This window comes from Tardiphaga sp. 37S4 (genome assembly GCF_021044645.1).
Lineage (GTDB): Bacteria > Pseudomonadota > Alphaproteobacteria > Rhizobiales > Xanthobacteraceae > Tardiphaga > Tardiphaga robiniae.
The window spans coordinates 481,174-505,517 of sequence record NZ_CP088008.1; the positions used below are offsets into that span (position 1 = coordinate 481,174).

The 24,344-nt window shown below is 61.3% G+C and carries 22 protein-coding genes and 2 pseudogenes; 21 read left to right on the plus strand and 3 right to left on the minus strand.

The genetic code is table 11. The features are described from left to right. Positions 1-11 precede the first annotated feature (11 nt). Genes LPB73_RS02300 through tcuB form a run of 3 tightly spaced genes read left to right on the plus strand, consistent with a single transcriptional unit; the run spans position 12 to position 3,445 of the window. Complete coding sequence (locus LPB73_RS02300) at positions 12-764, plus strand: IclR family transcriptional regulator (protein ID WP_231079469.1); 753 nt, start codon at positions 12-14, stop codon at positions 762-764. Between the two features lie 55 nt (positions 765-819). After that, complete coding sequence (tcuA, locus tag LPB73_RS02305) at positions 820-2,250, plus strand: FAD-dependent tricarballylate dehydrogenase TcuA (RefSeq protein ID WP_231081039.1); 1,431 nt, start codon at positions 820-822, stop codon at positions 2,248-2,250. Further along, positions 2,234-3,445: a tricarballylate utilization 4Fe-4S protein TcuB gene (gene tcuB / locus LPB73_RS02310; protein ID WP_256461250.1), complete on the plus strand. Its 1,212-nt coding sequence runs from the start codon at positions 2,234-2,236 to the stop codon at positions 3,443-3,445. The genes tcuA and tcuB overlap by 17 nt, the downstream gene beginning before the upstream one ends. Before the next feature lie 103 nt (positions 3,446-3,548). Here tcuB and LPB73_RS02315 read toward each other — a convergent pair whose 3' ends face one another. Then, positions 3,549-4,451 (minus strand): LysR family transcriptional regulator, encoded by a 903-nt coding sequence (locus LPB73_RS02315; RefSeq protein ID WP_231079470.1) that lies wholly within the window; start codon positions 4,449-4,451, stop codon positions 3,549-3,551. A 98-nt stretch (positions 4,452-4,549) separates the two neighbouring features. On the opposite strand from LPB73_RS02315, the gene LPB73_RS02320 reads away from it, so the two are divergent. From LPB73_RS02320 to LPB73_RS02350, 7 genes and pseudogenes are all read left to right on the plus strand, one after another. Beyond that, positions 4,550-4,873 carry a nuclear transport factor 2 family protein gene (locus LPB73_RS02320; RefSeq protein WP_231079471.1) on the plus strand — a complete coding sequence of 108 codons (324 nt, stop codon included), beginning with the start codon at positions 4,550-4,552 and terminating at the stop codon, positions 4,871-4,873. Further along, positions 4,873-5,652 (plus strand): SDR family oxidoreductase, encoded by a 780-nt coding sequence (locus tag LPB73_RS02325; protein ID WP_231079472.1) that lies wholly within the window; start codon positions 4,873-4,875, stop codon positions 5,650-5,652. Before LPB73_RS02320 ends, LPB73_RS02325 begins: the two co-directional genes overlap by 1 nt. A 124-nt stretch (positions 5,653-5,776) precedes the next feature. Beyond that, positions 5,777-6,564, plus strand: a pseudogene (locus LPB73_RS02330) (alpha/beta hydrolase). 393 nt (positions 6,565-6,957) lie between these two features. Continuing rightward, the gene (locus LPB73_RS02335; RefSeq protein ID WP_231079474.1) at positions 6,958-8,601 is read left to right on the plus strand and encodes a GMC family oxidoreductase; all 1,644 of its coding nucleotides are present in this window, start codon (positions 6,958-6,960) and stop codon (positions 8,599-8,601) included. Positions 8,602-8,725: 124 nt separating this feature from the next. Continuing rightward, complete coding sequence (locus LPB73_RS02340; protein WP_231079475.1) at positions 8,726-9,550, plus strand: alpha/beta fold hydrolase; 825 nt, start codon at positions 8,726-8,728, stop codon at positions 9,548-9,550. A gap of 121 nt (positions 9,551-9,671) precedes the next feature. Beyond that, positions 9,672-10,823 (plus strand): FAD-dependent monooxygenase, encoded by a 1,152-nt coding sequence (locus tag LPB73_RS02345; protein ID WP_231079476.1) that lies wholly within the window; start codon positions 9,672-9,674, stop codon positions 10,821-10,823. Between the two features lie 213 nt (positions 10,824-11,036). Continuing rightward, complete coding sequence (locus tag LPB73_RS02350; RefSeq protein WP_231079477.1) at positions 11,037-12,095, plus strand: helix-turn-helix domain-containing protein; 1,059 nt, start codon at positions 11,037-11,039, stop codon at positions 12,093-12,095. A gap of 220 nt (positions 12,096-12,315) precedes the next feature. On the opposite strand, the gene LPB73_RS02355 is transcribed toward LPB73_RS02350, so the two are convergent. Then, on the minus strand, positions 12,316-12,612 hold the full coding sequence (locus tag LPB73_RS02355) for a hypothetical protein (RefSeq protein WP_231079478.1): 297 nt from the start codon (positions 12,610-12,612) through the stop codon (positions 12,316-12,318). 454 nt (positions 12,613-13,066) lie between these two features. Between LPB73_RS02355 and LPB73_RS02360 the strand changes: the two are divergent. Further along, positions 13,067-13,282 (plus strand): annotated as a pseudogene (locus LPB73_RS02360) (amidohydrolase family protein); the annotation flags it as partial. A 33-nt stretch (positions 13,283-13,315) separates the two neighbouring features. On the opposite strand, the gene LPB73_RS02365 reads toward LPB73_RS02360, so the two are convergent. Further along, a complete protein-coding gene (locus LPB73_RS02365; RefSeq protein ID WP_231079479.1) occupies positions 13,316-13,852 on the minus strand; it encodes a helix-turn-helix domain-containing protein in 537 nt (178 codons plus the stop codon). Between the two features lie 132 nt (positions 13,853-13,984). On the opposite strand from LPB73_RS02365, the gene LPB73_RS02370 reads away from it, so the two are divergent. The 10 genes from LPB73_RS02370 (at position 13,985) to LPB73_RS02415 (ending at position 24,333) form a co-directional block, all read left to right on the plus strand. Further along, positions 13,985-14,632, plus strand: coding sequence for a hydrolase (locus LPB73_RS02370; protein WP_231079480.1), 648 nt, complete (start codon positions 13,985-13,987; stop codon positions 14,630-14,632). 31 nt (positions 14,633-14,663) lie between these two features. Then, positions 14,664-14,954, plus strand: a complete 291-nt coding sequence (locus LPB73_RS02375; RefSeq protein WP_231079481.1) for a XapX domain-containing protein — start codon at positions 14,664-14,666, stop codon at positions 14,952-14,954. A 63-nt stretch (positions 14,955-15,017) separates the two neighbouring features. Then, a complete protein-coding gene (locus LPB73_RS02380; RefSeq protein ID WP_231079482.1) occupies positions 15,018-16,904 on the plus strand; it encodes an amidohydrolase in 1,887 nt (628 codons plus the stop codon). Next, positions 16,901-17,323, plus strand: coding sequence for a DoxX family protein (locus tag LPB73_RS02385; protein WP_231079483.1), 423 nt, complete (start codon positions 16,901-16,903; stop codon positions 17,321-17,323). The genes LPB73_RS02380 and LPB73_RS02385 overlap by 4 nt, the downstream gene beginning before the upstream one ends. Next, complete coding sequence (locus LPB73_RS02390) at positions 17,320-18,954, plus strand: MFS transporter (RefSeq protein WP_231079484.1); 1,635 nt, start codon at positions 17,320-17,322, stop codon at positions 18,952-18,954. The genes LPB73_RS02385 and LPB73_RS02390 overlap by 4 nt, the downstream gene beginning before the upstream one ends. 17 nt (positions 18,955-18,971) lie before the next feature. Next, entirely contained in the window at positions 18,972-19,880 is a 909-nt protein-coding gene (locus tag LPB73_RS02395; protein ID WP_414716851.1) for a glyoxalase, read from the plus strand. After that, entirely contained in the window at positions 19,846-21,276 is a 1,431-nt protein-coding gene (locus LPB73_RS02400) for an alginate export family protein (RefSeq protein ID WP_231079486.1), read from the plus strand. Before LPB73_RS02395 ends, LPB73_RS02400 begins: the two co-directional genes overlap by 35 nt. Positions 21,277-21,401: 125 nt before the next feature. Further along, on the plus strand, positions 21,402-22,556 hold the full coding sequence (locus LPB73_RS02405; protein WP_089267968.1) for a sensor histidine kinase: 1,155 nt from the start codon (positions 21,402-21,404) through the stop codon (positions 22,554-22,556). Next, complete coding sequence (locus LPB73_RS02410; protein WP_231079487.1) at positions 22,553-23,695, plus strand: sensor histidine kinase; 1,143 nt, start codon at positions 22,553-22,555, stop codon at positions 23,693-23,695. The genes LPB73_RS02405 and LPB73_RS02410 overlap by 4 nt, the downstream gene beginning before the upstream one ends. Next, entirely contained in the window at positions 23,692-24,333 is a 642-nt protein-coding gene (locus LPB73_RS02415; RefSeq protein ID WP_256461251.1) for a response regulator transcription factor, read from the plus strand. The genes LPB73_RS02410 and LPB73_RS02415 overlap by 4 nt, the downstream gene beginning before the upstream one ends. Positions 24,334-24,344 lie beyond the last annotated feature (11 nt).

The following is a 24,344-nucleotide window of genomic DNA, read 5'->3' on the forward strand; positions in this document are numbered from 1 at the left end:
CGGAAGCTCCCATGAAGAAGCCCGCAACCAAAGCTGTGACGATGGACGCCCCGGTGCGCGAAGCCGGGGAGGGCGTGGCCGCTGTCGAGCGGGCTCTCTCCATCGTGGCGGCGCTCGAAACCGCGGACCAGCCGATGACGCTGGCCGAGCTTGCGGTGCGCACCGGCTTCTACAAGAGCACCATCCTGCGGCTACTGGGTTCGCTGATCCCGACTGGCTATGTGACGCGGCTGCCGGACGGCAGCTACGATCTCGGTCCCACGGCGTTCCGACTCGGCGTCGCCTTTACCCGCAAGAATGCGCTTGGGCATCACGTGGTGCCGGCGCTGCAGGAGCTGGTCGATCGCGGCACCGAAAGCGCGTCGTTCCATGTGCGGCAGGATGCCGACAATCGCGTCTGCCTGTTCCGGGTCAATTCGCGTCACGCGACGCTCGACCGCGTCGAGGCCGGTCACAGCTATGCACTACTGCGCGGCGCGGCCGGACACATCATTCTCGCTTACGCCGGCAGCACCGGAAAACGCTATGACGCCATTCGCGCCACTGGTTTTGATGTCTCGCTCGGCGAGCGTGATCCGAGCTGCGCCGCGGTGGCGGCACCGGTGTTCGGTCCGCGTGGCATGCTGGTCGGCGTGATCTCGCTGTCCGGGCCGCGCGAGCGCTTCGGCGAGGCGGAGATTGCCGAAATGAAGCGTGTGCTTGGCCCTGTGGCCGAGAAACTCACAATCAATCTGGGTGGCGAATGGCCGGTCTACCGACGCTGACAGTTTTACGCGCGGCGCAAAGCTGCGCAGGACTGGTTTGATCATGGCAACGACCATGCCAGACGTACTCGTGATCGGCGGCGGCAACGCGGCTCTGTGCGCGGCGCTGATGGCGCGTGAAGCAGGCGCGTCGGTGCTGATGCTGGAATCCGCTCCGAAAGAATGGCGCGGCGGCAATTCGATGCATGTGCGCAACCTGCGCTGCATGCATGACGAACCGCAGGACGTGCTAGTCGAGGCCTATCCCGAGGAAGAATACTGGCAGGACCTCCTGAAGGTTACGGGCGGCCTGACTGACGAGCCGCTGGCCCGGATGGTGATCCGGCATTCGTCGCGCTGCCGGCCGTGGATGCGCAGGCACGGCGTGCATTTCCAGCCTCCCTTGTCCGGCGCGCTGCACGTGGCGCGGACCAATGCGTTCTTCATGGGCGGCGGCAAGGCGCTGGTGAATGCCTATTACCGGTCAGCCGAGGCGCTCGGCATCGACATCCGTTACGACACGCCCGTGAAGACGCTTGAGTTGAAGGATGGACAGTTCGTCGCTGCGGTTACCGAGTCCGGGGAGCGCATCACGGCGAAAAGCTGCGTGCTCGCTTGCGGCGGCTTCGAGTCCAATCTGGAATGGCAGCGCGAGGCCTGGGGCCAGAACGAGCGTGGTGAATGGACCGCGGAGAACTTTCTGATCCGTGGCACCCGCTTCAATCAAGGGGTGCTGCTCAAATTCATGATCGATGCCGGCGCTGATACCATCGGCGATCCCACCCAAGCGCATTGCGTTGCCATCGACGCGCGCGCGCCGCTCTATGACGGCGGCATCTGCACGCGCATCGATTGCGTCTCGCTCGGCGTCGTCGTCAATCGCGAGGCCCGGCGCTTCTATGATGAGGGCGAGGACTTCTGGCCGAAGCGCTATGCGATCTGGGGCCGCCTCGTCGCGCAGCAGCCCGGCCAGACCGCGTGGTCAATCATCGACCAGAAAGCGATTGGCCGCTTCATGCCACCGGTGTTCGACGGCACCAAGGCGAATACGCTGGACGAACTGGCGGTCAAGATCGGTGTCGATCCCGCGACTTTCGTTGAAACGCTGTCCGCTTACAACGCGGCGTGTCGTCCCGGTACCTTCGACCACACCGCGCTCGACGACTGCCGTACCGATGGTCTCGCGCCGGCCAAGACCCATTGGGCGCGGGTGATCGACACGCCCCCATTCTACGCCTATCCGCTCAAACCCGGCATTACTTTCACCTATCTGGGCATGAAGACCGATGCCACAGCCGCCTGCCGCTTTGATGGCGTCGTCAGCAGCAATCTGTTTGCCGCCGGCGAGATGGTCGCCGGCAATGTGCTCGGCAAGGGCTACACCGCCGGCGTCGGCATGAGCATCGGCACCGCGTTCGGTCGCATCGCCGGCGTCAATGCGGCGGCCGCGACCGGGCATCGCCACCCGACATTCCACGAGGAGCTTCGCTATGCCGCCGGTCACTGAGTCGGAAGCGCCCGTCGCCGGCGGCGCCTGCGAAGGCGGCGTGAACTTCGCCGACGCGCTGACCACAGGCGAGGCGGAGATCGCCCGCGTCATGCAGATCTGCAACGCATGCCGTTATTGCGAAGGGTTCTGTGCCGTGTTTCCGGCGATGACGCGCCGGCTCGAATTCAATCAGGCCGATACGCATTACCTCGCCAACCTCTGCCACAATTGCGGCTCGTGTCTTTATGCCTGCCAATACGCGCCGCCGCATGAATTCGCGGTCAATGTCCCGCAGGCCATGGCCAAGGTGCGGGTGCGCACCTATCAGGACTATGCGTGGCCGCTCGCTTTCGGCCGACTCTATGAACGCGCCGGGCTGACGGTTGCCTTCGCGCTCTCGGGCGGTCTCGCGCTATTCATGATCCTCGCGATCGCGATGAATGGCCGGCTGATCCACGAACCGCTGGCCGGGAATTTCTACGCGATCTTCCCGCACAACTTCCTGGCGCTCTTGTTCGGCACCGTGTTCCTGTTGGCAATGCTGGCGCTCGCCATCGGTGTCGTCAAATTCTGGCGCGAGGTCTCGCCGACGAAGGACGGCAATCCTGCCGACATCAAGGCGGCCGCGCAGGCGCGCGTTCCTGCGGTGGCCGAAGCCGTCCACGACGTCGTGCGACTGAAGTATCTCGACGGCGGCCACGGCGAGGGCTGCAATGAGGGCGACGATACCTTCACGCTGTGGCGGCGTCGCTTCCACCACTTCACGTTGTATGGCTTCCTGCTGTGCTTTGCGGCGACCTGCGTAGCGACGCTGTATCACTATCTGTGGAATCTGCACGCACCCTATGCCTTCGCCAGCGCGCCGGTGATCCTCGGCTCACTCGGCGGCATCGGTCTGATCGTCGGGCCGGCCGGCCTGCTGTGGCTGAACCTGAAGCGCGATGCGCTGCGCGCCGACGTCAAGCAGAACGCCATGGATCGCGGCTTTATCGCGCTGCTGCTGCTGGTCAGCGCCACCGGCTTCGCGCTGCTGCTGCTGCGCGATACCCGCTTCATGGCGCTGTGGCTCGCGATCCATCTCGGCACCGTAATGGCGTTGTTCCTAACGCTGCCCTATGGCAAGTTCGCCCACGGCATCTTCCGCTCGGCTGCACTGCTCAAGTTCAATATCGAGAAGCGGATGCCGAACCGGCTGGGGCTGGGGGGCGAGTAGGGAGCATCCCTGAACGTGCTCATTGAATGTCAGGTACTGGCGCTAAGCGGACATTGAGATACACCTGCTAAATGTGAAGCCCTGCGCACTTATCCCATCATCTTTAGAATTTGGAATTTGCTAGCTCGCGCGCCAGCGCAAGAAACGCCTTCAACCCCGCTGACGGATTCCGGCGCCCAGGGTAATACAGGCATAGCCCGGGAAAAGGCGGGGTCCAGTCTTCCAGCAGGCGCACGAAGCGCTTGGCCTCGATGTCGGCCAAGACGCTCTGCTCCATGAAGCAGCCAATCCCGACATTCTCCGCGACGGCAATGCGGGACAGGTTCACTTCGTCCAGCACGATCGGACCGGGCGCATCGATCTGAATTGCCTCTCCGTCGCGTTCAAACCGCCAGCGAAACAGCGCGCCGTCGGGAAGCCGGACTCGAATGCACCGGTGATTGAGCAGGTCGGGTGGCACGCGCGGCCTGCCGTGGCGCTTCAGATAGTCCGGCGATGCAACGATGGCGTAGCGCTGCGCGCGGCCGAGCGATACCGTGATCATGTCACTGGGCACGAGGTCGGCGACCCGGACGCCGAGATCGAAACCATCGGCAACGACATCGACGAGTCGCCCTTCGGTGACCAGATCGACATTCATATCCGGAAAGCGGCGCAGAAACTCGATCACAAGCGGCGATATGATTTCGCGGGCAGCGAACGGGGCAGCATTGATCCGGATCGTGCCCGATGGCGTCTCGCGCTGGGATCGTACCGTGTCCAGGGCGCCATGAAGGTTGAGCAGTGCGGGGCCAACTTGTTCCACAAACAACCGCCCGGCGTCGGTGACGGATACACTACGGGTGGTCCGGTTGAATAGCCGGACACCTAGGCGCTCCTCGAATTTGCCGATCGCATGACTGAGCGCGGTGCTGGACATGCCAAGGTCAATCGCCGCGGCCCGAAAACTTCCCCGCCGCGCGATCGCCATCACCGCTTCCAGATCGTTTAGCCCAGCGCGCTCCATTGTCCCGATCCATTCAGTTCCTCGTCCCGATTTATCCCACTTATTGCGACAATCGTCGAGTGCTAGGTGAGGGTCGAGCGTTACAGTGGAGAAGAGAGATGATGGATTTACCGGATACAGCCAAAGCGTTCTTCGACGCAGACGAACGGAGCGATCCGCACGCCGTGGTCGCAGCGTTTTCTCACAACGGATCGGTGATGGACGAAGGAGTTCGTCACCAGGGGGTCGATGCGATCCGCAAGTGGTGGTCAGCCGCGAAGGATAAGTATCACCACGTCGCCGTGCCGTTCGAGGTCGCACATGTGGACAACAAAACAAGAGTCCGGGCGACAGTGACCGGATACTTCCCCGGTAGCCCCGCGGCGCTCAATTACACCTTCACGATTATCGGCGGAAAAATTGCCGAGCTGGAGATTGGCTGATGACCGGATTTCTCACGTTGAAAGGAAAGCGCGCCCTCATCACCGCGGGCACCAAGGGCGCTGGTGCTGCGACGGTCAATCTGTTCCGTGAGCTCGGCGCACAAGTGATCACGACCGCGCGTTCCCGAACGGAGGCGCTGCCCGAGGCGCTTTTCGTCGCGGCGGATCTCACCACGGAAGACGGCTGCGCTGGCGTCGCCGATGCTGTGGCTGAACGTCTTGGCGGGGTAGATCTCGTCGTGCACATGCTCGGTGGATCGTCAGCGCCGGGAGGCGGCTTCTTGGCGCTGACCGACGCGGACTGGCACAGGGAACTGTATCTCAATCTCTTCCCAGCCATTCGGCTCGACAAGCATCTTCTGCCTGGCATGATCGCTCAGGGCAGCGGCGTCGTTGTTCACGTGTCCTCGATTCAAAGGCAGCTTCCGCTACCGGAATCGACAACGGCCTATGCCGCCGCGAAAGCCGCACTGTCGACCTATAGCAAGGCGCTGTCCAAGGAAGTGACCCCGAAAGGAGTCCGCGTCGTGCGGGTGTCGCCGGGGTGGATCGAGACGGAAGCGTCGGTGGCGCTTGCTAATCGTCTGGCCGCGCATGCGGGCACCGACTACGAGGGCGGCAAAAAGATCATCATGGAGGCGCTGGGCGGCATCCCGCTAGGTCGGCCAACAAAACCGGAAGAGGTCGCCAGCCTCATCGCATTCCTTGCGTCCGACCGAGCTGCGGCGATCACCGGCACCGACTACACGATTGACGGTGGGACCGTGCCGACTGTGTAGCGATCGGGCAACGCCGCCCTGCGAGGTACTTCGCCTTGCAGGGCGGCGCAAAGCCACATGGCCGAGGCGAGGTCGATCGTCTAGATCACGCGGGATTTTTAACAAGCCTTTAGAAAGAGAGATGATGAGCGTTACCAAAAGAAGAAGAACTCTTGCGACGATCGCGGCAGCGGCAGCTATACTGCTGCGATGGCAGCATCTGCCCCTGAGGCGGCGTCGCAAAGCCAGACTGTCCGAAATGTCGTGCTGGTCCACGGAGCGTTTGCCGACGGTTCGGGATGGCGCGGCGTGTACGAAGAGCTGAAGAACCGCGGCTTTCAGGTGACAATCGTCCAGAACCCGCTCACGTCGCTTGATGACGATGTCGCCGCCACCAAGCGTGCGCTCGATCGAGCGAGCGGTCCCACCATTCTTGTTGGCCACTCCTGGGGCGGAACCGTGATTACGGAAGCGGGCGTCGATGCAAAAGTGGTGGGACTTGTCTATGTCTCTGCGCTCTCGCCTGATGCCGGAGAAACGACGGCTCAGCAATATCAAGGTTTTGCGCCGGCATCGCAGTTCGTCATCGACAAGGCAGCAGATGGTTTTGGCTTTGTCAGCCTCGAGAAGTTCAAGTCCGGCTTTGCTCACGACGTCAGCGATGCAGACGCTGCGTTTATGCGGGACTCGCAAGTGCCGATCAACATGTCGGCCTTCGGTGCCAAGCTGAAGAACGCAGCCTGGCGGTCCAAACCGAGTTGGGCGGTCATCGCCACTGAGGACAGGGCGTTCGAACAGGCGATGCTGCAACATATGGCAAAGCGCATCGGCGCTGATGTCACCACTGTTTCGGCCAGTCATGCGCTTTTCATGACGCAGCCCAAAGTCGTCGCCGACGTGATCGAAAAAGCTGCGAAAAGCACATCGAAATAACGCATCCAGCGTCGTGCTAACAAATGGGAGCGGCATCATGTGCCGCTCCCATTTTTATTGCTTCCCGTCGCGAGCGCTGCAGGCAGAGAGCGGCGATGAATCGCTGCGCGTGCAGGCGGCTCCACCGAGGATCGCGTGTCGAGACTGACGCATCACGAAAAGTTTTGAAGACGACGGCACGGCGTCTGGTCTTCGCCGATATCCCGACGGCTGCAAAATAATACCTAATTGAATCAGACCATTGGCCCGTCGCGCCGCGCTCCTGGCGGGCAGCCGGGGCCCGATCTTGTCCAAATCTAGATATGATAGATTTGATAATATTGCTGAATATGAAACCTAAGCCCATTATCAGGCGGGCCTCGTCACCCCAGCTCATCGACGGAGGTCAACCAGATGAACGACACAACGCGGCTCACACAGCTCCACCAGGCAACACCAAGCAGCGCTTCTCTCGCGACACAAACCAGCGCCGCGTTCGACTTCATCGTCTGCGGCGCCGGATCCAGCGGATCGGTCGTTGCGGCAAGACTCGCTGAAGACGGCAACGCGCGCGTGCTGCTGCTCGAAGCCGGCGGCGACGACAATTGCGACGCCGTCTCGGAGCCGTCGATGTGGCCGAGCAATCTCGGCAGTGCGCGGGACTGGGGATTCATGGGCGAGCCCGCAGCAGGGCTCGGCGGCCGACGGCTTCCGCTCAGCATGGGCAAAGGCCTCGGCGGCGGCTCGAGCATCAATGTGATGGTGTGGGCGCGTGGCCACAAAGAAGACTGGGAACACTTCGCCGCGGAAGCGGGCGATGATGCATGGGGCTACAAGTCAGTGCTCGGCTACTATCGCCGGATCGAGGATTGGCGCGGCGCGCCGGATGCGCTGCGACGCGGAAGCGGCGGCCCGGTCTATGTGGCGCAGCCGGGCGCCCCGCAGCCGATCGCGCGGGCTTTGGTGAGTGCCGCCGGCCTCATGGGCATTCCGGTTTTCGACAGCCCCAACGGCGAGATGATGGAGAGCGCAGGGGGCGCGTCGATCGCGGAGCTGCGCATTCGGGATGGCAAGCGGGAGTCTGTGTTCCGCTCTTACACCTACCCGGCGCTGGCGCGATCGAATCTCACCGTCCTGACCGATGCGCTGGTCACGCGGCTGCTGTTTGATGGCAAGAAGGTCATCGGTGTCGAAGCTCTGGTCAATGGCGAGCGCCGGAAGTTTCGCGCGCGATGCGAGACGGTGCTGTCGCTTGGTGCCGTCCATACGCCCAAGGTCCTCATGCAGTCGGGCATCGGCCCGCGCGATGAGTTGAAGGCCCACGGCATCGCTGTTGTCCAGCATTTGCCCGGCGTCGGCCGCAACCATCAGGATCATCTCGCTTTCGGGTGCACCTGGGCCTATCGCAAGCCTGAAGGCGTCGGCGGCGGTGGCTGCGAAGCGACGCTTTACTGGAAAAGCGATTCCCGTCTGCTTCAGCCGGATATCGTTCAGTGCCAGCTCGAATTCGCGGTGCCCTCGCCCGCTGAGGCGGAGATCGCGACACCGGAACATGGCTGGACCATGTTCGCCGGGCTTGCCCAACCAAAAAGCCGTGGCCGGTTGCGGCTCTCCGGGCCTGACCACACCGATCCCATTCTCATCGAGCCGAACGCACTGAGCGCGCCCGAGGATCTGGCCGCTGCAATCGCGGCCGTGGAGTTGTGCCGCGAGGTCGGCAACAACGAGGCATTCGCTCCGCTGATCCAGAGCGAGGCAGCCCCGGGTCCACGCGACCATGCGGGATTGATCGATTTCATCCGGAAATCGGCGGTCACCTATTGGCACCAGTCCTGCACGGCGAAGATGGGACGCGACAGCATGTCCGTGGTTGATCGCGAGCTAAAGGTCTACGGCATCGACGGCCTGCGCGTCGCCGACGCTTCGATCATGCCGCGTATCACGACCGGAAACACGATGGCGCCGTGTGTCGTCATTGGAGAGCGGGCTGCCGACATGATCCGGGAGCAGCATGGCTTGTCGCATGCGCAGAGCGACGCAGGCACTCATCGCGGCTGACTTTACTGAGCCGGCCAAAAACATCGTGTCGTGGCGCCGGTCGCAGCGCGCCACGAATTCCCCAGTGAACATGATCAGCCACTTGTTCGCCAGTGATGGCGCAAGGTGGGTACAGAGAATGAATATGAACGCTACCACACGTCTCGACGTCAAAACGTCTCATGGCAGAATCGCTGTCGAAACAAGAGGAGCAGGCTTTCCCGTCGTTTTCATTCACGGGAATTCGGCGTGCCGCGCGGTGTTTCAGAAGCAGATCACGTCGCCGTTGCTGGACGGCTACCATCTGATCAGCTTCGATCTGCCCGGCCATGGCGATTCAGAAGATGCCCTGGATCCCGAACGGACTTACTCACGTCCGGGCCTCGCCCATCTGGTGATCGAGCTTCTTGGTGAGCTCGACATCAACTATGCGGCGATTGTCGGTGCCTCGCTTGGCGGGCATATCGCGATCGAAATACTCGCCCGTTCGGGCATTTCACGCGGGCAGTTCCTGATGGGAACGCCGGCGTTGGGAGAAAATTTTGCAGAAGGATTCATCGGAAAGCCGCTGAACGGTTTGGCATCCAGAGGCGAGCTGACGTCAGAAGAAGCGCGGGAATTTGCCAAAGTTGTATTTGGCAGAGACTTCGAACCCTTTATGCAGAAGGCCATCGAACGCGCCGATAAGCAGTTCAGAAGCAGGCTGTTTTCTGCAGCGAGAAAAGGCGCAGGCGTCAATCAACGCGCGGTGATCGAACTAACAAATGTGCCAACCGCCATCGTAAACGGCGAGAATGATGCAATCATCAATCTCGATTACGTCGATGGCGTTCGCTATGGCAACCTTTGGCGAGAAAAATGCTTCCGAATCCCGCATGCGACCCATTCCCCATTCTGGGAGGTCCCCCATATCGTCAATCGCCTGCTGTCCGAGTTCCTGAAAGAGCTGACGGGAAGGCGAAGCGATTAGCCGGTCGGTAGAGCGCAGGCGCGGGGAGTTCGAATGGGGAGCGCGGTGCAGCTCCGAAGCCGAATTAGCCTTGCTGCGATCTTCGCCGCATCCACTCATAACGCCTCCAATGGGAGACTCGATGGAGATCTCCATTGGTTTCAACGAATATCGGACAGATCAAATGCGTATACTAATCGTAGGGGCCGGCATCGCCGGCCTGGCTATGCACCGCGCACTAGCTCAGCGCGGTTTCCAGGCCCGGATTGTCGAGCGCAATAACTTTGCTGGTGTCGGTGGCGCTGCGCTGTTTCTACCCGGCAACGGGGTGAGGGCTCTCGGTGAACTCGGACTGCGCGACGCGCTGCTGGATATCTCGCATCCGATCGCTTACCAGCGTTTCTACGATGAAGACGGGAATCTCCTGAATGAAATCGATACGAGTTCATTCTGGGGCGATGTCGCACCGTGTCGATCCATGAAGCGTTCGGCGCTCTGGGATCTGCTCAAGGAAGGGGTGGGTGACAGCCTCATTCAGCACCGGCGTATCCTGGATATCAGCAGCGATCGCTACTGTAGTCGTGTGGCATTTCAGGATGGTGGCGTGGAACAATATGATTTGGTCATCGGCGCTGACGGCGTTAATTCCACGGTGCGCGAGTCCGTCTTCCCCGACGCCGCATCGCCCGTCTATGTGGGAAACGTGTGCTGGCGCTTTATCGTGCCGAACATCTGCAACATCAATGATTGGACATTGATGCTTGGCGCCACGAACAGCCTTCTCGCCAAGCCGGTGTCATCGTCCGAAATGTACGTCTACGCCGATATGTCGGCCGACGATGCGCATCGCAAGATCTACTCGCCATCGACACCCCTGAAGCCATTGTTTCGGGATATCGCGGGTCCTCTTTATCCCGTTCTCGATCTGTGCGCGAAGGCGAGGGTTCACTATGGAGAACTGGTGAGCCTGCAGTTGAACAGCTTGTGCCGGAATCGGGTCGCTCTTGTGGGCGACGCAGCGCACGCATCGCCGCCGAGTATGGCTCAGGGTGCCAGCATGGCGGTCGAAGATGCCATCGTTCTAGCTCATGAACTTGCGGAGACGTTATGCGTTGACACGGCGCTCCTGCGATACGAAGCACGCCGTAAAAAGCGCGTTGATTGGGTTCACCGCCAGTGTGCCGCCCGCGACAAAATGCGTCGCTTCCCCCGCAAATTGAGAAATGCCCTGTTGCGTTTCGCGGGCGGGCGTCTTTACCAGCGGTCTTACGGCCTTCTCACAGGCCCCATTTGAGCCTGTTGTGCATGGGGGGCTGACAGGCGTTTGCTGGCGAGCCGATGCATCTGAGGTTGCGTTCGCTCGTCAGAATTGAGGTGCCGGTGACCGGCCGATGCTATTGGTGCGAATGTCGCGTCCGAATCCCGGTGTTCTGACGACCCTCTCGTCTCAATTTTATTGCGAATTAGGCATTCCCGAATATGTATGGTCCACACAGTGGATGATGATGTGAAAGATATTTTGACGACGGCGGAGGCCGCCCAGCTGCTGGGCATATCAACCCGTACCGCCCAGCTCTGGGTCGAAAGCGGGCAGCTTCCTTCGTGGAAAACGCCGGGGGGGCATCGGCGGATACCGCGCCAGGCTGTGTTCGATTTGATCGAGCGTCCTTTGCAGCAGCAATCGGGTGTCAGGGCCCACGCGATCATTTTGGCGGCCGGGGGACGTGGCGACGGGTGGCGGAGTGCCGGTCTTCCCGGCTTGGGCCTGCTCCTTCATGTTGCGGAAGGCCTTCAGCAGGTCCGTGAGTGGCTCACACTCACGCCGCCAATGCTGATCGTTGTTGAACACGCCGACGAAGCCGAGCGCAAAAAGCTAGTCGCTTCGCTCTCCAACGATGGTCGTTTCGCACAAACGACGATCGTCAGTCTCACGATGACAAGGTCTGGTACCCCCGTTTTGCGCGAGCCACAGCGTGTCCGGCTGGGAATGTTGCCCGATGTCGCTGCGACAAGCGCGGCCGTCGTCGAACACTTGATGAAGACCGGGCGTCACGATCTCGATTTTGCATTTCGAACGCCCTGGAACGAACGCGCCCGACTGGCGGCAGTGAGAGACTCGGGGTTGCTTGGATCCGCGCCTGATCCAGGTTTTGATAGACTGGTCCGGTTGGCGGCCCATGCCGTTCGGGCGCCGATCGCAATGTTTACACTCGTGACGCAAGATGAGCAGTGGTTCAAGTCGCGGACCGGTTTTGATGGATCCACTACGCCGCGTGACTGGGCGTTCTGTAACGAAACGCTCGTTGCCAATGAACTGACTGTCATCGAAGATCTGTCGAAGGCACCTCAGTTTTCGCAGAATCCCACGATAGCCCAGCCGTACGGCTTTCGTTTCTATGCCGGCGCGCCCGTTCGCGACCCTCTCGGCTTTGCTCTGGGTTCGACATGCGTGATTGATGTGAAGCCGAGAAGATTGAGCGCGAATGAACGGGAAGCGCTCGGCACCATCGCCGATGCGGCATCCAACTTGATCCGCTTGAGAGCTCTTGAGCGCGAGATCACCTAGTCTGAGCGTAAGTGCGCTTGCAGTTCGCAGTATTCACGATCTGACGATTTCTGGAAATTCCGTCAACCCACTGGCCTTTGTCAGCTGACGACCTAGCCTAGACTTGCCCCGACCGGATTCAAGCTTCCACGTCTAGAATTGAGAATGGCCGCTTATGGCGCAAAGCGGACGTTGAATCTCTAGAACGTTTGCCGCAAACGTCGAAGATGGGGTCGTTGGCCTACCTCCGCTCCTCGACGAGATGTCGCTTAGCAGGTGCCGCGCGCACTAGCCCTTCGCAGAAGGTGCCGGCGGACCGAACAACAACCCAGCCAAATTCGCTCGATCGAACCACAAAGGACGTGTGCCGCGGCTGCTGGGACTCGATCTGGATCTCCGTCGCTCTCGTCGCCAGCATGAGATCCAAGGCGACCCAGATCGTTGCTTCGATCTGGTATTGATAGCCTGTGAAACCGGGATTGCCGGCTTTGCGGCCGGTGCACCGCCCGTAGCGGCGGTACAGCGGATAGATCACCATCGATCGAGATTTGGTCGGTATATCAGCCGCCACGATTGGTCTTTTTCCGAACGATGCGCAGGAACATAAACACGCGCGTGAAAAGTACCTGGCTGTAAGTGGTCAGCGCCTCCTGCGTGGTCTCGGAATGGCGTATACGGAAACAATTGCCGGTGGTCGTCAATTCCGCCACCTGTGCCGTCGGCACAATGCTCGGGAAACCACATGCCGAACGACGCGTCGTGGATGCGGGTGCGGATCAGACTACCAAAGCCATCCATAGGCGCCTGTCGATCCCGTCGACGTCGAACGCCGGAGCGCGGCCGGTCGGTCGTTTGCATTACGGATCAAGATCCTTCCAGCAATCGTTTTCGCGGAACGTCTCCGGCTTTTAGCGTCTGTCGTGGACTCACGCGCGATGTCGCACAACCACGGCCTTTCAGTCAGGGAGCACAGGCGACGGTCTTGTCCGACGCTACCCGGATTGATCGATAACCACCTTCATATCATCCGTGGCGGTCTGAACTTCAATCTGGAACTTCGTTGGGACGGAGTGGGCTCGCTGTCCGACGCTATGAACATGCTGAAGCGGCAGGTGGCGGTGACGCCGCCGCCGCAATGGGTGCGCGTCGTCGGCGGTTTCACCGAGCACCAGTTCGTAGAGAAGCGGCTGTTCTTGAATGATGCTCTTGCGATCGCCAGCTCTGGGTCGATTGATGTGCGATCAGCCGACTTTCTGCCGCGCCATCCACTGCGTCGGCGTAAGCCCGAGTTCGGCACGAAATGCAGCCCGCAATGCGTGTGCATCTGGAAATCCGCTGCGAAGGGCAACATCCTCGATGCCGTACACGCCGGATGTCAGCATTTCCTGCGCGCGAGACAGGCGCACCTGCTTCAGCCATTGTCCGAGGTTGCCGCCGGTCCGCGAGCGGATATAACGCGACAGGCTTCGGTGGCTCATGCCGGCAAGCTCTGCCAGTTCGTCAAGCGATGGCGTCCGGGTCGGATCGGCGCGCAGTCCTTCCAGAATTTCGGTGACGCACCGATCGGAGGACGATCCGATCGGCGGCCGCTCAAGCAGCGTAGGCCTCGGCGCGAGGTTCGAGCTATCCTGGAAGTTGGCACAACTTTGGTCGGTGATTGTTCGCGCGGTTTGGCGAGACACGATAGACCGCAGTAAATCGCGGACGACATAGTGCCGTGACCGATCATTCAAAGTCGATGACTTCCAGACAAGACACTGTCCGCCGTTCTCGCGCACATAGCGTGGAGACTTCGCGCTCCAGACCGGCCGCTCGTAAAACCAGAAGTAGCGCCCGTCATCAGCTGAAGAACATTCGCCTGCGGCGTGCGCGAGTTTGAAATCGTCACAATCCTTTCACGGAGAACCAGAATGTCATTTCAGGAAATGCTGACCCCGCAGAATAGCGCCATCGCGCTGATCGATTTTCAGCCCGCGATGTTCCAGGGCGTCCAGTCGCACGATCGCCTTGTCACATTGAACAACGTCCAGATTCTTGCAAAAGCCGCGAAGCTCTTCAAGATTCCGACCGTTCTGACAACCGTTGCGGCAGAGTCGTTTTCCGGCCCGTTCATCCCCGAGGTGGTGTCGCTGTTTCCAGGACAGGAGATCATCGATCGCAGCTCAATGAATTCGTGGCTCGATCCGAACTTCCGCAAGGCCGTCGCCGCCACCGGCCGCAAGAAATTCGTGATCGCCGGTCTGTGGACCGAAGCCTGCGTGATCTTCCCGACCCTAGACATGCTGCGCGAAGGCTTTGAAATCTACATTGCTGCCGACGCCTGCGGCGATCTCTCGCCGGAAGCGCATGAGCGCGCCATGCAGCGCGCCATCCAGGCTGGCGCGGTGCCGATCACGTCCTCGCAATACGCTTATGAGCTGCAGCAGGATTGGGCGCGCAGCGAGACCTATGAGGGCATGATGGACATCCAGCGCGCGCATTCGCCTTATGGCATCCAGATCCGCTTCTCGAAGTGGGCGCTCGGCGAGCACGCTTCCGAAGGCGGCCCGGCCAAGTAAGCCGTCACGTCACACAACCGAGGACAACGACATGAAAGTACACATGATCTCGCTGGGCGCAGGCCTGCTGGTGGGCGTCATCTACAGTCTGATCAATGTGCGCTCTCCGGCGCCACCGGTGGTGGCGCTGGTCGGCCTGCTCGGCATTCTCGTCGGCGAGCAATTGCCGCCGTTGGTACGCAGCCTCTGGCAGAAGGAGCCGGTGGTGCAGTCTTGGCTCGAACAGGTGAAGCCACACATGTTCGGCCATCTGCCGAAGGGCCAGCGCTCCGATACGCGTGTCGTGGCCGAGAAGGCGCCGCCGCCGCCCGCCGGCGGTTAGTCTCCGGCACCCGCCTCACGATCACATCGCCTGTTCAATTCACTATCGCCGAAGGAACTTCCCATGACCGAGCCGCAGACCCCCGATCTCATTCTCCATCGTGGCCTGTTCACGACGCTCGATCGCTCCAATCCCGTCGCCAGCGCGGTGGCCATCAAGGATGGTCGCTTCACCCATGTCGGCCATAACGCGGACATCCTGCCCCTGGCGGGACCGAAGACGAAGGTCGTCGACCTCAAGGGCAAGCGCGTGCTGCCCGGCCTGATCGACAATCACTTGCACATCATTCGCGGCGGCCTGAACTTCAACATGGAGCTACGCTGGGATGGCGTGCGCTCGCTTTCCGACGCCATGAACATGCTGAAACGTCAGGTCGCCATCACCCCGCCGCCGCAATGGGTGCGCGTTGTCGGTGGCTTCACCGAGCATCAGTTTGTCGAGAAGCGGTTGCCGACAATCGACGAGTTGAATGCCGTCGCGCCGGATACACCGGTATTCCTGCTGCATCTCTATGATCGCGCACTGCTCAATGGCGCCGCGCTGCGCGCCGTCGGCTATACGAAGGACACGCCAAACCCGGCAGGCGGTGAGATCATTCGCGACGCTAACGGCAATCCGAACGGGCTGCTGCTGGCCAAGCCCAATGCCGGCATTCTCTATGCGACGCTGGCCAAGGGGCCGAAGCTGCCATTCGACTATCAGGTCAACTCCACCCGCCATTTCATGCACGAACTCAACCGCCTCGGTGTCACCGGCGCCATCGATGCCGGCGGCGGTTTCCAGAACTATCCCGAGGATTATGCCGTCATCCAGAAGCTGCATGACGAGAATCAGTTGACGATCCGTCTCGCCTATAACCTCTTCACCCAAAAGCCGAAGGGCGAGAAGGACGACTTCCTGAACTGGACCAAGACATCCAAATACAAGCAGGGCGACGACTATTTCCGCCATAACGGCGCTGGCGAAATGCTGGTGTTCTCTGCTGCCGATTTCGAGGATTTCCGCCAGCCGCGCCCGGATATGGAGCCGGAAATGGAAGGCGAGCTCGAGGATGTTGTGCGCGTTCTGGTCCAGAACAAATGGCCGTGGCGTATGCACGCGACCTATGACGAGACCATCAGCCGTGCGCTGGATGTGTTCGAGCGCGTCAATCAGGAGATGCCGCTGGAAGGGCTAAACTGGTTCTTCGACCACGCTGAAACGATTTCGGATCAGTCGATCGACCGTATCGCCGCCCTTGGTGGCGGCATCGCCGTGCAGCACCGCATGGCCTATCAGGGCGAATATTTCGTCGAGCGCTACGGCCATGGCGCCGCAGAAGCGACGCCCCCGGTGTCGAAGATGCTCGCCAAGGGCGTCAAGGTTTCCGCCGGCACCGATGCCACGCGCGTGGCCTCCTATAATCCGTGGGTGTCGCTGTCCTGGCTGGTCACCGGCCGTACCGTCGGCGGCATGCAGCTCTATCCGCAGCGCAACTGCCTCGACCGCGAAACGGCGTTGCGCATGTGGACCGAAAACGTAACGTGGTTCTCGAACGAAGAAGGCAAGAAGGGCCGCATCCAGGTTGGCCAGCTCGCCGATATCGTCGTACCCGATCGTGACTTCTTCTCCTGCGCGGAGAACGAGATTGCCGACACGAGCGCAGTGCTGACAATCGTCGGCGGAAAGGTTGTCTATGCCGTCGGTGATTTCGCCAAGCTCGACGAGAATGCGCCGCCGCCGGCGATGCCGGACTGGTCACCTGTACGCACCTTCGGCGGCTACGGCGCATGGGCTGCACCCGATGCGAATGGACAGGTCGTCGCGCAGAAGATGGCGATGACCTGCGGCTGCGCCAATTCCTGCGGCGTGCACGGCCACGATCACGCGACAGCGTGGTCCAGCAGGCTGCCCATCGCCGATCTCAAAAGCTTCTGGGGCGCACTCGGCTGCGCGTGCTGGGCGGTATGATCACGAATCTCGCACGTCGCGTGATCGGGGCGCCCGCTATGCATTGGCTGGGTTTGCTCTGCCTGTGTGCAGCCTATCTGCAGGGCGGGCTCGTCAAGGCGTTCGACCTTCCGGGGGCGATTGCCGAGATGAACCATTTCGGACTGCAGCCGGCGGCGCCCTTCGCGCTGGCGACGATCGGGCTCGAACTGGTTGCCTCACTATTGATTCTTGGTGGCGTGTGGCGCTGGCTCGGTGCACTCTCGCTGGCAGGCTTTACGCTGATGGCGACATTTCTGGCGAACCGGTTCTGGGAGCTGACTCCACCAGAGCGCTTTATGAGCGCCAATTCGTTTTTCGAACATATCGGCCTGTGCGGCGGCTTCCTGCTCGTCGCATGGCATGACCTTAATGACCGGGCCAGGAAGGCAAAACCATGAGCGGAGCCGCCGAGCCGGCCAAGGCAACCAGCGCCTTCGCGCCATTCCGCCAATCCATCTTCGCGGTGATCTGGGTCGCGACGGTGATGGGCAATACCGGCAGCTTCATGCGCGACGTGGCGAGCTCCTGGCTCGTCACAGACCTGTCGGCGGCGCCCGCAGCGGTCACCATGATCCAGGCCGCGGGCACGCTTCCGATCTTCCTGTTTGCGATCCCCGCCGGGGTGCTGTCCGATATTCTCGATCGCCGCAAATTCCTGATCGCGGTGCAGGTGCTGCTCGCCTTGGTGAGCGCGACGCTGATGATGCTGTCTTATTACGGGCTGCTGACGGTCAATCTGCTGATCGGGCTGACCTTCATCGGCGGCATCGGCGCCGCACTGGTCGGGCCGACATGGCAGGCGATCGTGCCGGAGCTCGTGCCGCGGCAGGACATCAAGAGCGCGGTCGCGCTGAATTCACTGGGCATCAATGTCTCGCGCTCGATCGGCCCGGCCGCCGGCGGCATCCTGCTGGCGACATTCGGCGCCGCCGTCACCTATGGCGCCGATGTCATCAGCTACATGTTCGTCATCGCAGCATTGCTGTGGTGGCCGCGCGCCAAGGCCGAGAATGACGTGTTGTCAGAGAAGTTCTTCGGCGCGTTCCGGGCCGGATTGCGCTACACCCGCTCCAGCCGTGAACTGCACATCGTGCTGCTGCGGGCAACGATCTTCTTTGCATTCTCCAGCTCGATCTGGGCTCTGCTGCCGCTGGTGGCGCGTAATCTGCTGGGTGGCGATGCCAGTTTTTACGGCGTGCTGCTCGGCGCGGTTGGTGCAGGCGCGATCGGTGGCGCGCTGGTGCTGCCGCGGCTCCGCGCGAAGCTCGACTCCGACGCGCTGCTGCTGATCGCCGCGCTGTTGTCGGCGTGTGTGATGGCTGTACTGTCCTTCGCGCCGCCGAAATGGGTTGCGCTGCCGGTTCTGCTGCTGCTCGGTTCTGCGTGGATCACGGCGCTGACGACGTTCAGTGGCGTCGCGCAGGCGGTGCTGCCGAACTGGGTGCGTGGTCGCGGTCTCGCTGTCTATCTGATGGTGTTCAACGGTGCCATGGCTGCTGGAAGCCTCGGCTGGGGCGCGGTGGCCCAAGCGCTGAGCCTGCCGGCGACGCTGCTGGTTAGTGCATGCGGTCTCGCCGTCGCCGCCTTCATCATGCACCGGGTGAAGCTGCCGACAGGCGAAGCCGATCTCGCGCCGTCCAATTACTGGCCGGAGCCGCTGACGTCGGACGAGGTCGAACATGACCGGGGGCCCGTCCTGATCCTGATTGAATATCGAATCGCGCGTCAAAACCGCGCGCCGTTCTTCACCGGGCTCAAGCGCCTCTCCGAAGCGCGTCGTCGCGATGGCGCTTATGGCTGGGGCATCACCGAGGATGCCGCCGATCCGGAGAAGATCGTCGAATGGTTCCTGGTGGAATCATGGGCGGAGCATCTGCGGCAGCATCACCGCGTCTCGAAGGCTGATGCCGATGTGCAGCGCGAGATGACGCAATATCACATCGGGCCCGACGCCCCCGTGGTCCGGCATTTTCTGACGCTGGATCTGAAAAACCCGACGTCGAAGCCCGAACTGGTCAATCAGCACTAGTCGCCACAAGGACTGCCATGATGCGTTTGTTCAAATTCACCGCCGCCATTCTTTCCATCGCGTTGCTATCGGCCGCGCCGCAAGATGCATGGTCGCGCGAGGCGCCGGCGAAGGTCGGCTTTGCCGTCGGCGCGCAATATGACACGACGCACGTCTATGTTGCGCCGGACGAGGTCGATCGCTTTGTCGAAAGCTTCATCGCGACTTTTGGTGGCAAGAGCACCAAACAGGTAGTTGCGACAGTGACGCCGACACCGAGCAGCACGACGTCGCAGCTTCTGCTGACCCCGGCAGGGTCGGTCTCGGTGTTTGGCTTCAAGACTCCGATTCCCTATCCATTCGGCCATGAGCGCACCGGCTATCTCGTTACAGATATCGATGCCGCCGTCAGAGCCGCGCAAGGCGCGGGCGCCGACGTGCTGGTCAAGACGTTTCCCGATCCGATCGGCCGCGACGTCGTTGTGCAATGGCCGGGCGGCATCAACATGCAGCTCTATTGGCACACGACGGCGCCGTCCTATCCGGAACTGCAGACGGTCCCGGAAAACCGCGTCTACGTTCCGGCCGGCCGGGCCGACCAGTTCGTGAAGAGCTTTGTCGCTTTCTCGAAAGGCAACGTTGTCTCCGACACGGCGAAGGCGCCGGGCATCGAGATCGGCCGCCCCAACGATACCTACCGTCGGGTTCGCATCACGTCGAAGTTCGGCAAGATGACTGTGCTGGTGACCGACGGCGTGCTTCCTTATCCTTATGGCCATGAGCTGACCGGCTATGAAGTGCCGTCGCTCGACGAGGCGCTGGCCAAGGCGAAGACGGTCGGTGCCACGGTGCTGGTCGAGCCCTATGTCGCGGATGCGCGCCGCGCAGCGCTGGTAAAATTCCCCGGAGGCTATGTTGCCGAGATTCACTCTGCCGTCGGCAAGTAAGGCTTGGATAGCCGCGACCGCGCTGGCCTTTAGCGCGGTCCTGCTGCCGCCTGCGCATGCAGACGATTCAGCGGTAACGCCAGCGCGCCCGAAGCTTCTAACCAATCGCTGGCAGGAAGACTGGTCTGCGCTCGCCACTTCGGTGTTGCGCACCGAGCCATTCGACGCTCTGAAATATATCCCGCTCTTTGTCACCGATCCGAAAAGCTATATCTCGCTAGGTGCCAGTCTGCGCGAGCGATTTGAGTTCAACGACGCTCCGAATTTCGGCGTCGGCAATACGCGCGGCGATTCCTATCTGCTGCAACGGCTGCAGATACATGTCGACATCCGGCTGAACGAGAACTGGCAGATCTTCACGCAGCTGGAGGATGTCCGCACCATTGACAAGGCGAGCGTCTCGCCGGTCGACCAGAACCAGCTCGATCTGAGACTGGCATTTATCGCCTATAGCGGTGCGCTGGGTGATGGCATCTTCAAGGCGCGCGTCGGCCGGCAGGATTTTGCCTTCGATCTGCAACGCTTTGTGTCCTCGCGCGACGGGCCGAATGTGCGGCAGTCCTTCGATGCGGTGTGGGCGGATTACGAGACCGGGTTGTGGCGTTTCATCGGCTTTGTCAGCCAGCCCGTGCAATATCGCTTTGGCGATGTGTTCGACGACTTCTCCGGCCAGAATTTCCGCTTCAGCACTGCGCGTATCGAACGCAAGGTGTTCGGCGACAACGAGCTCTCCGGCTACTACTCCCTGTTCGAGCGGTCGTCTGCGCGTTATCTCGACGCCCTGGGCGAAGAGACGCGGCACATCTTCGACGTCCGCTTTGCCGGTAATGCCAATGGCTTCGATTGGGATCTCGAGGCGATGGGGCAGACAGGGCATGTCGGGCCTAAGGAGATCGAGGCCTGGGCACTGGGCGGCCGCACCGGTTACACATTCTCTAACGCCGCATGGACGCCAAGGATCGGCTTGCAGGCGGATGCGGCGTCAGGTGACGGGCGTGCGGGTGACAACACGATCGCTACGTTCAATCCGCTGTTCCCGAACGGCTACTATTTCTCGCTGGCAGGCTATACCGGCTACGCCAACCTGATCCATCTCAAGCCGACACTGACGGTGAAGCCCATTGCCAATCTGACGGTGACCGCCGGGCTCGGCATGCAGTGGCGGCAGACGGTTGCCGATGCCGTTTATGTTCAGCCCAACGTTGCCGTCGCGGGCACGGCTGGGCAGGGCAGCCGCTGGACGGGGGTCTATTCGCAGCTTCGAGCGGATTACGTCTTCAACGCCAACCTGACCGGAGCCGTTGAGGCGGTGCATTACGCCATTGGCGACACGGTGCGGAACGCCGGCGGGCACGACAGCAATTATCTGGGTTTGGAGCTCAAATATGGGTGGTAACCGGACGTCCGGAGGCCATGGGGCGTGGTTTCATTTTGTGCCGCGGCGGAATAGGTTACACGCTCGCCCGCCATCGGTCCCGTTTTGGCGTGATGGTTCGGATGACGCCGACATAAGTGCCTGACATGTGGAATGAACGCGATCGCATCGCGGCCTTGCATCGATACGATATTCTCGATTCTGCATCTGATGTGGATTTCGCAGACTTCGTGCAGATCGCGTCGGATATCTGCGATGCGCCGATCGCGGCCATCAATCTGATAGATGGCGACCGGCACTGGACCCTTACCGGTATCGGGCACGGCGATCGGGAACTGCCGCTGGATCATTCGATCTGCGCGCAGGCGATCCGCCAGACGGATCTTTTCGTGATCCCCGATCTGTCTTCGGATACACGCTTCCAGCATAATCCATTGGTGAGCGGGGGTCCCAGGCTCCGCTTCTATGCCAGCGCGCTGCTGGAAACACAGAACGGACTGCCGATCGGCACCGTTTGTGTGTTGGATCACACGCCGCGCCCGGATGGTCTGTCGACACGCCAGCGCTTCACGCTGCAGGCGCTCGCGCGGCAGATCATGAACCAGCTCGAGCTCCGCCGCGCGATGATGGACATCACAACAGGAAACGCTGCACGGGAAAGACTGGAAGCATCGCTGAACGAAAAGGAAGCGCTGCTCAAGGAAGTGCATCACCGCGTCAAGAACAACCTGCAGCTTATCAGTAGTCTCCTGAACCTGCAGGCGTCGCGCATCACCGACCCGATCACCGCGGCGCTGTTTGCGGATAGCCGCAACCGCGTGCGGTCGATGGCGCTGGTGCATGAAAATCTGTATCGTGCCGGCAACTTCGCTGAGATCCAGATGCAGACCCATGTGCTCAGTCTGTGCACGCATCTGCGCCGCGCCTATGGGCGGGCTCGCGTCGAGATCACGGCCGAAAGCGATGACGTCACACTGGATATGGATCGCGCTGTCTCCTGCGGCCTCATCATCAACGAGCTCGTCTCCAATGCGTTCAAACACGCCTTTCCCGGTGAACGCAGCGGATATATCAAGGTTCGGTTCGGCAGCCGCGACGACGGGACATGCATTCTGACCGTCGCGGATGACGGCATAGGAATGCCCGAGCAGTTCGACTTCATCGAAACCAGATCACTCGGTCTGCAGCTGGTGCGCGATCTCGTCGAGCAGCTGCATGGCACGTTCTCTGTCGACGATACCGGCGGCACGACTTGTACCCTTACATTCCAGGCTGGTCGTCGCGCGAGGCTCGCGCCATGACAACGCGCGCCCGCGTGATGGTCGTCGAGGACGATCGCATAGTTGCCCGCGATATCAGCGAGCAACTCGGCCGGATCGGTCATTCCGTGATCGGGGTGACGGCCCGCGGCGAGGCGGCCGTTGAGCTTGCGATCAGCAATCGCCCCGATCTGGTGCTGATGGACATCCGTCTGGAAGGCGATATAGACGGCATCGATGCCGCCCGGCAGATCCGCGCCAGATGCCAAATTCCGGTAGTGTTCCTCACGGCCTATGCCGATGACGAGACGGTCAGGCGCGCCAGTCAGGCCGAGCCATTCGGCTATCTGCTCAAGCCGTTCGAGGATCTGCAACTGCGCACCGTGATCGAAATGGCCCTGTACAAGGACCGCGCCGACCGCAAGCTGCGCGAGAGCACGGCGGCGCTTCAGGTCGCGCAGGCGGAACTGGCGCGCATGTCGCGGATCACCACGATGGGACAGCTCACCGCGTCCATTGCGCATGAAGTCAATCAGCCGCTGATGGCCGTTGTCATGAATGCCGAGGCCTGCGTGCAATGGCTCAAGGGCGAGAAGGCCAATGTCGGCGAAGCCCGAGCCGCCGCGGAGCGAGCCATAGCGGAGGGGCATCGCGCCGGAGCGATCATCCAGCGCGTCCGCGCGATTGCGCGCAACGCGCCAGTGGTGTTCGAGCCGCTCGACTTCAATGAGATGATCGAAGGCGTTCTTTTGATCGTGCAGCCGGAACTGTTGCGACAGGAAATTGCGCTGGACGTTGATCTTCAGCCTGACCAACCGTCGATCGTTGGCGATCGGGTGCAGTTGCAACAGGTGCTGTTGAACCTGGTGTCCAACGCGGCCGATGCCATCAATTCATCGAAGAATCAACAACGGCGTGTGACTGTCGTGTCGGCGATGGATCCATTGGGAGAGGTCTGCGTCACCGTCGAAGATGCGGGGGTGGGTATCGACCCCGATCATCTCGATATGATCTTCAATCCGTTCTTCACGACCAAGCGGGATGGCATTGGCATGGGACTGTCGATTTGCCGTTCCATCATCGATGCCCATGGCGGAAGGCTCTGGGCGGAGCCACGTGTGCCCACCGGCACGCGCTTTCGCTTCACGCTGCCGCCACGTACGCTGCAGGTGGCACCGTGATCGAAAATCTGGAGCCAGTTACTGCAGTTGTCGCCGTCATTGACGATGACAAGGGTATTCGCGAGGCCCTGGACGGCATGCTGCGCTCTGTCGGTCTTCAGGTCGAGTGCTTTGCCTCGGCGCAGGAGTTCCTGGCCAAAGACGACCGGGACAAATTCGGCTGCATCGTTCTCGACGTGCATCTGCCCGGCCGTAACGGTCTCGATTTTCTGGATGATCTGGCCGCCCTGCATGTCACAACGCCGGTGATCGTGATTAGTGGTTTTGCCGATGTGCCGATGTCGGTGCGGGCGATGAAGGCCGGCGCTATCGAATTCTTGACGAAGCCCGTTCGCGCGATGGATCTTCTTGCTGCGGTTGAGGCGGCCGTGAAGCGCGATCGTGCAACGAAGCAGGCGGCCGAGAAAATCGCTGGCCTCAAGGCGGATTTCGAGACGTTGACGGTCAGGGAACGCGAGGTGTTCGCGCATGTCGCCGCCGGCTTGATGAACAAGCAGATTGCGGCTGCGCTGGACCTGAGCGAGGCCACGATCAAGCTCCACCGCGGCACGGTGATGCGCAAGATGCGGGCGAACTCGCTCGCTGACATCGTGCGGATGGCTGACCGGTTGGGATATGAGCCGCCGTCGCTCGCCTAGACCAAGGTCTA

What these genes read in the sequence shown, in the direction of transcription:
- LPB73_RS02300 (WP_231079469.1), top strand. Translation starts at nt 12, where the DNA reads ATGAAGAAGCCCGCAACCAAAGCTGTGACGATGGACGCCCCGGTGCGC.
- tcuA (WP_231081039.1), top strand. Translation starts at nt 820, where the DNA reads ATGCCAGACGTACTCGTGATCGGCGGCGGCAACGCGGCTCTGTGCGCG.
- tcuB (WP_256461250.1), top strand. Translation starts at nt 2,234, where the DNA reads ATGCCGCCGGTCACTGAGTCGGAAGCGCCCGTCGCCGGCGGCGCCTGC.
- LPB73_RS02315 (WP_231079470.1), bottom strand. Translation starts at nt 4,451, where the DNA reads ATGGAGCGCGCTGGGCTAAACGATCTGGAAGCGGTGATGGCGATCGCG.
- LPB73_RS02320 (WP_231079471.1), top strand. Translation starts at nt 4,550, where the DNA reads ATGATGGATTTACCGGATACAGCCAAAGCGTTCTTCGACGCAGACGAA.
- LPB73_RS02325 (WP_231079472.1), top strand. Translation starts at nt 4,873, where the DNA reads ATGACCGGATTTCTCACGTTGAAAGGAAAGCGCGCCCTCATCACCGCG.
- LPB73_RS02335 (WP_231079474.1), top strand. Translation starts at nt 6,958, where the DNA reads ATGAACGACACAACGCGGCTCACACAGCTCCACCAGGCAACACCAAGC.
- LPB73_RS02340 (WP_231079475.1), top strand. Translation starts at nt 8,726, where the DNA reads ATGAACGCTACCACACGTCTCGACGTCAAAACGTCTCATGGCAGAATC.
- LPB73_RS02345 (WP_231079476.1), top strand. Translation starts at nt 9,672, where the DNA reads ATGGAGATCTCCATTGGTTTCAACGAATATCGGACAGATCAAATGCGT.
- LPB73_RS02355 (WP_231079478.1), bottom strand. Translation starts at nt 12,612, where the DNA reads ATGGTGATCTATCCGCTGTACCGCCGCTACGGGCGGTGCACCGGCCGC.
- LPB73_RS02370 (WP_231079480.1), top strand. Translation starts at nt 13,985, where the DNA reads ATGTCATTTCAGGAAATGCTGACCCCGCAGAATAGCGCCATCGCGCTG.
- LPB73_RS02375 (WP_231079481.1), top strand. Translation starts at nt 14,664, where the DNA reads ATGAAAGTACACATGATCTCGCTGGGCGCAGGCCTGCTGGTGGGCGTC.
- LPB73_RS02380 (WP_231079482.1), top strand. Translation starts at nt 15,018, where the DNA reads ATGACCGAGCCGCAGACCCCCGATCTCATTCTCCATCGTGGCCTGTTC.
- LPB73_RS02385 (WP_231079483.1), top strand. Translation starts at nt 16,901, where the DNA reads ATGATCACGAATCTCGCACGTCGCGTGATCGGGGCGCCCGCTATGCAT.
- LPB73_RS02390 (WP_231079484.1), top strand. Translation starts at nt 17,320, where the DNA reads ATGAGCGGAGCCGCCGAGCCGGCCAAGGCAACCAGCGCCTTCGCGCCA.
- LPB73_RS02395 (WP_414716851.1), top strand. Translation starts at nt 18,972, where the DNA reads ATGATGCGTTTGTTCAAATTCACCGCCGCCATTCTTTCCATCGCGTTG.
- LPB73_RS02400 (WP_231079486.1), top strand. Translation starts at nt 19,846, where the DNA reads ATGTTGCCGAGATTCACTCTGCCGTCGGCAAGTAAGGCTTGGATAGCC.
- LPB73_RS02405 (WP_089267968.1), top strand. Translation starts at nt 21,402, where the DNA reads ATGTGGAATGAACGCGATCGCATCGCGGCCTTGCATCGATACGATATT.
- LPB73_RS02410 (WP_231079487.1), top strand. Translation starts at nt 22,553, where the DNA reads ATGACAACGCGCGCCCGCGTGATGGTCGTCGAGGACGATCGCATAGTT.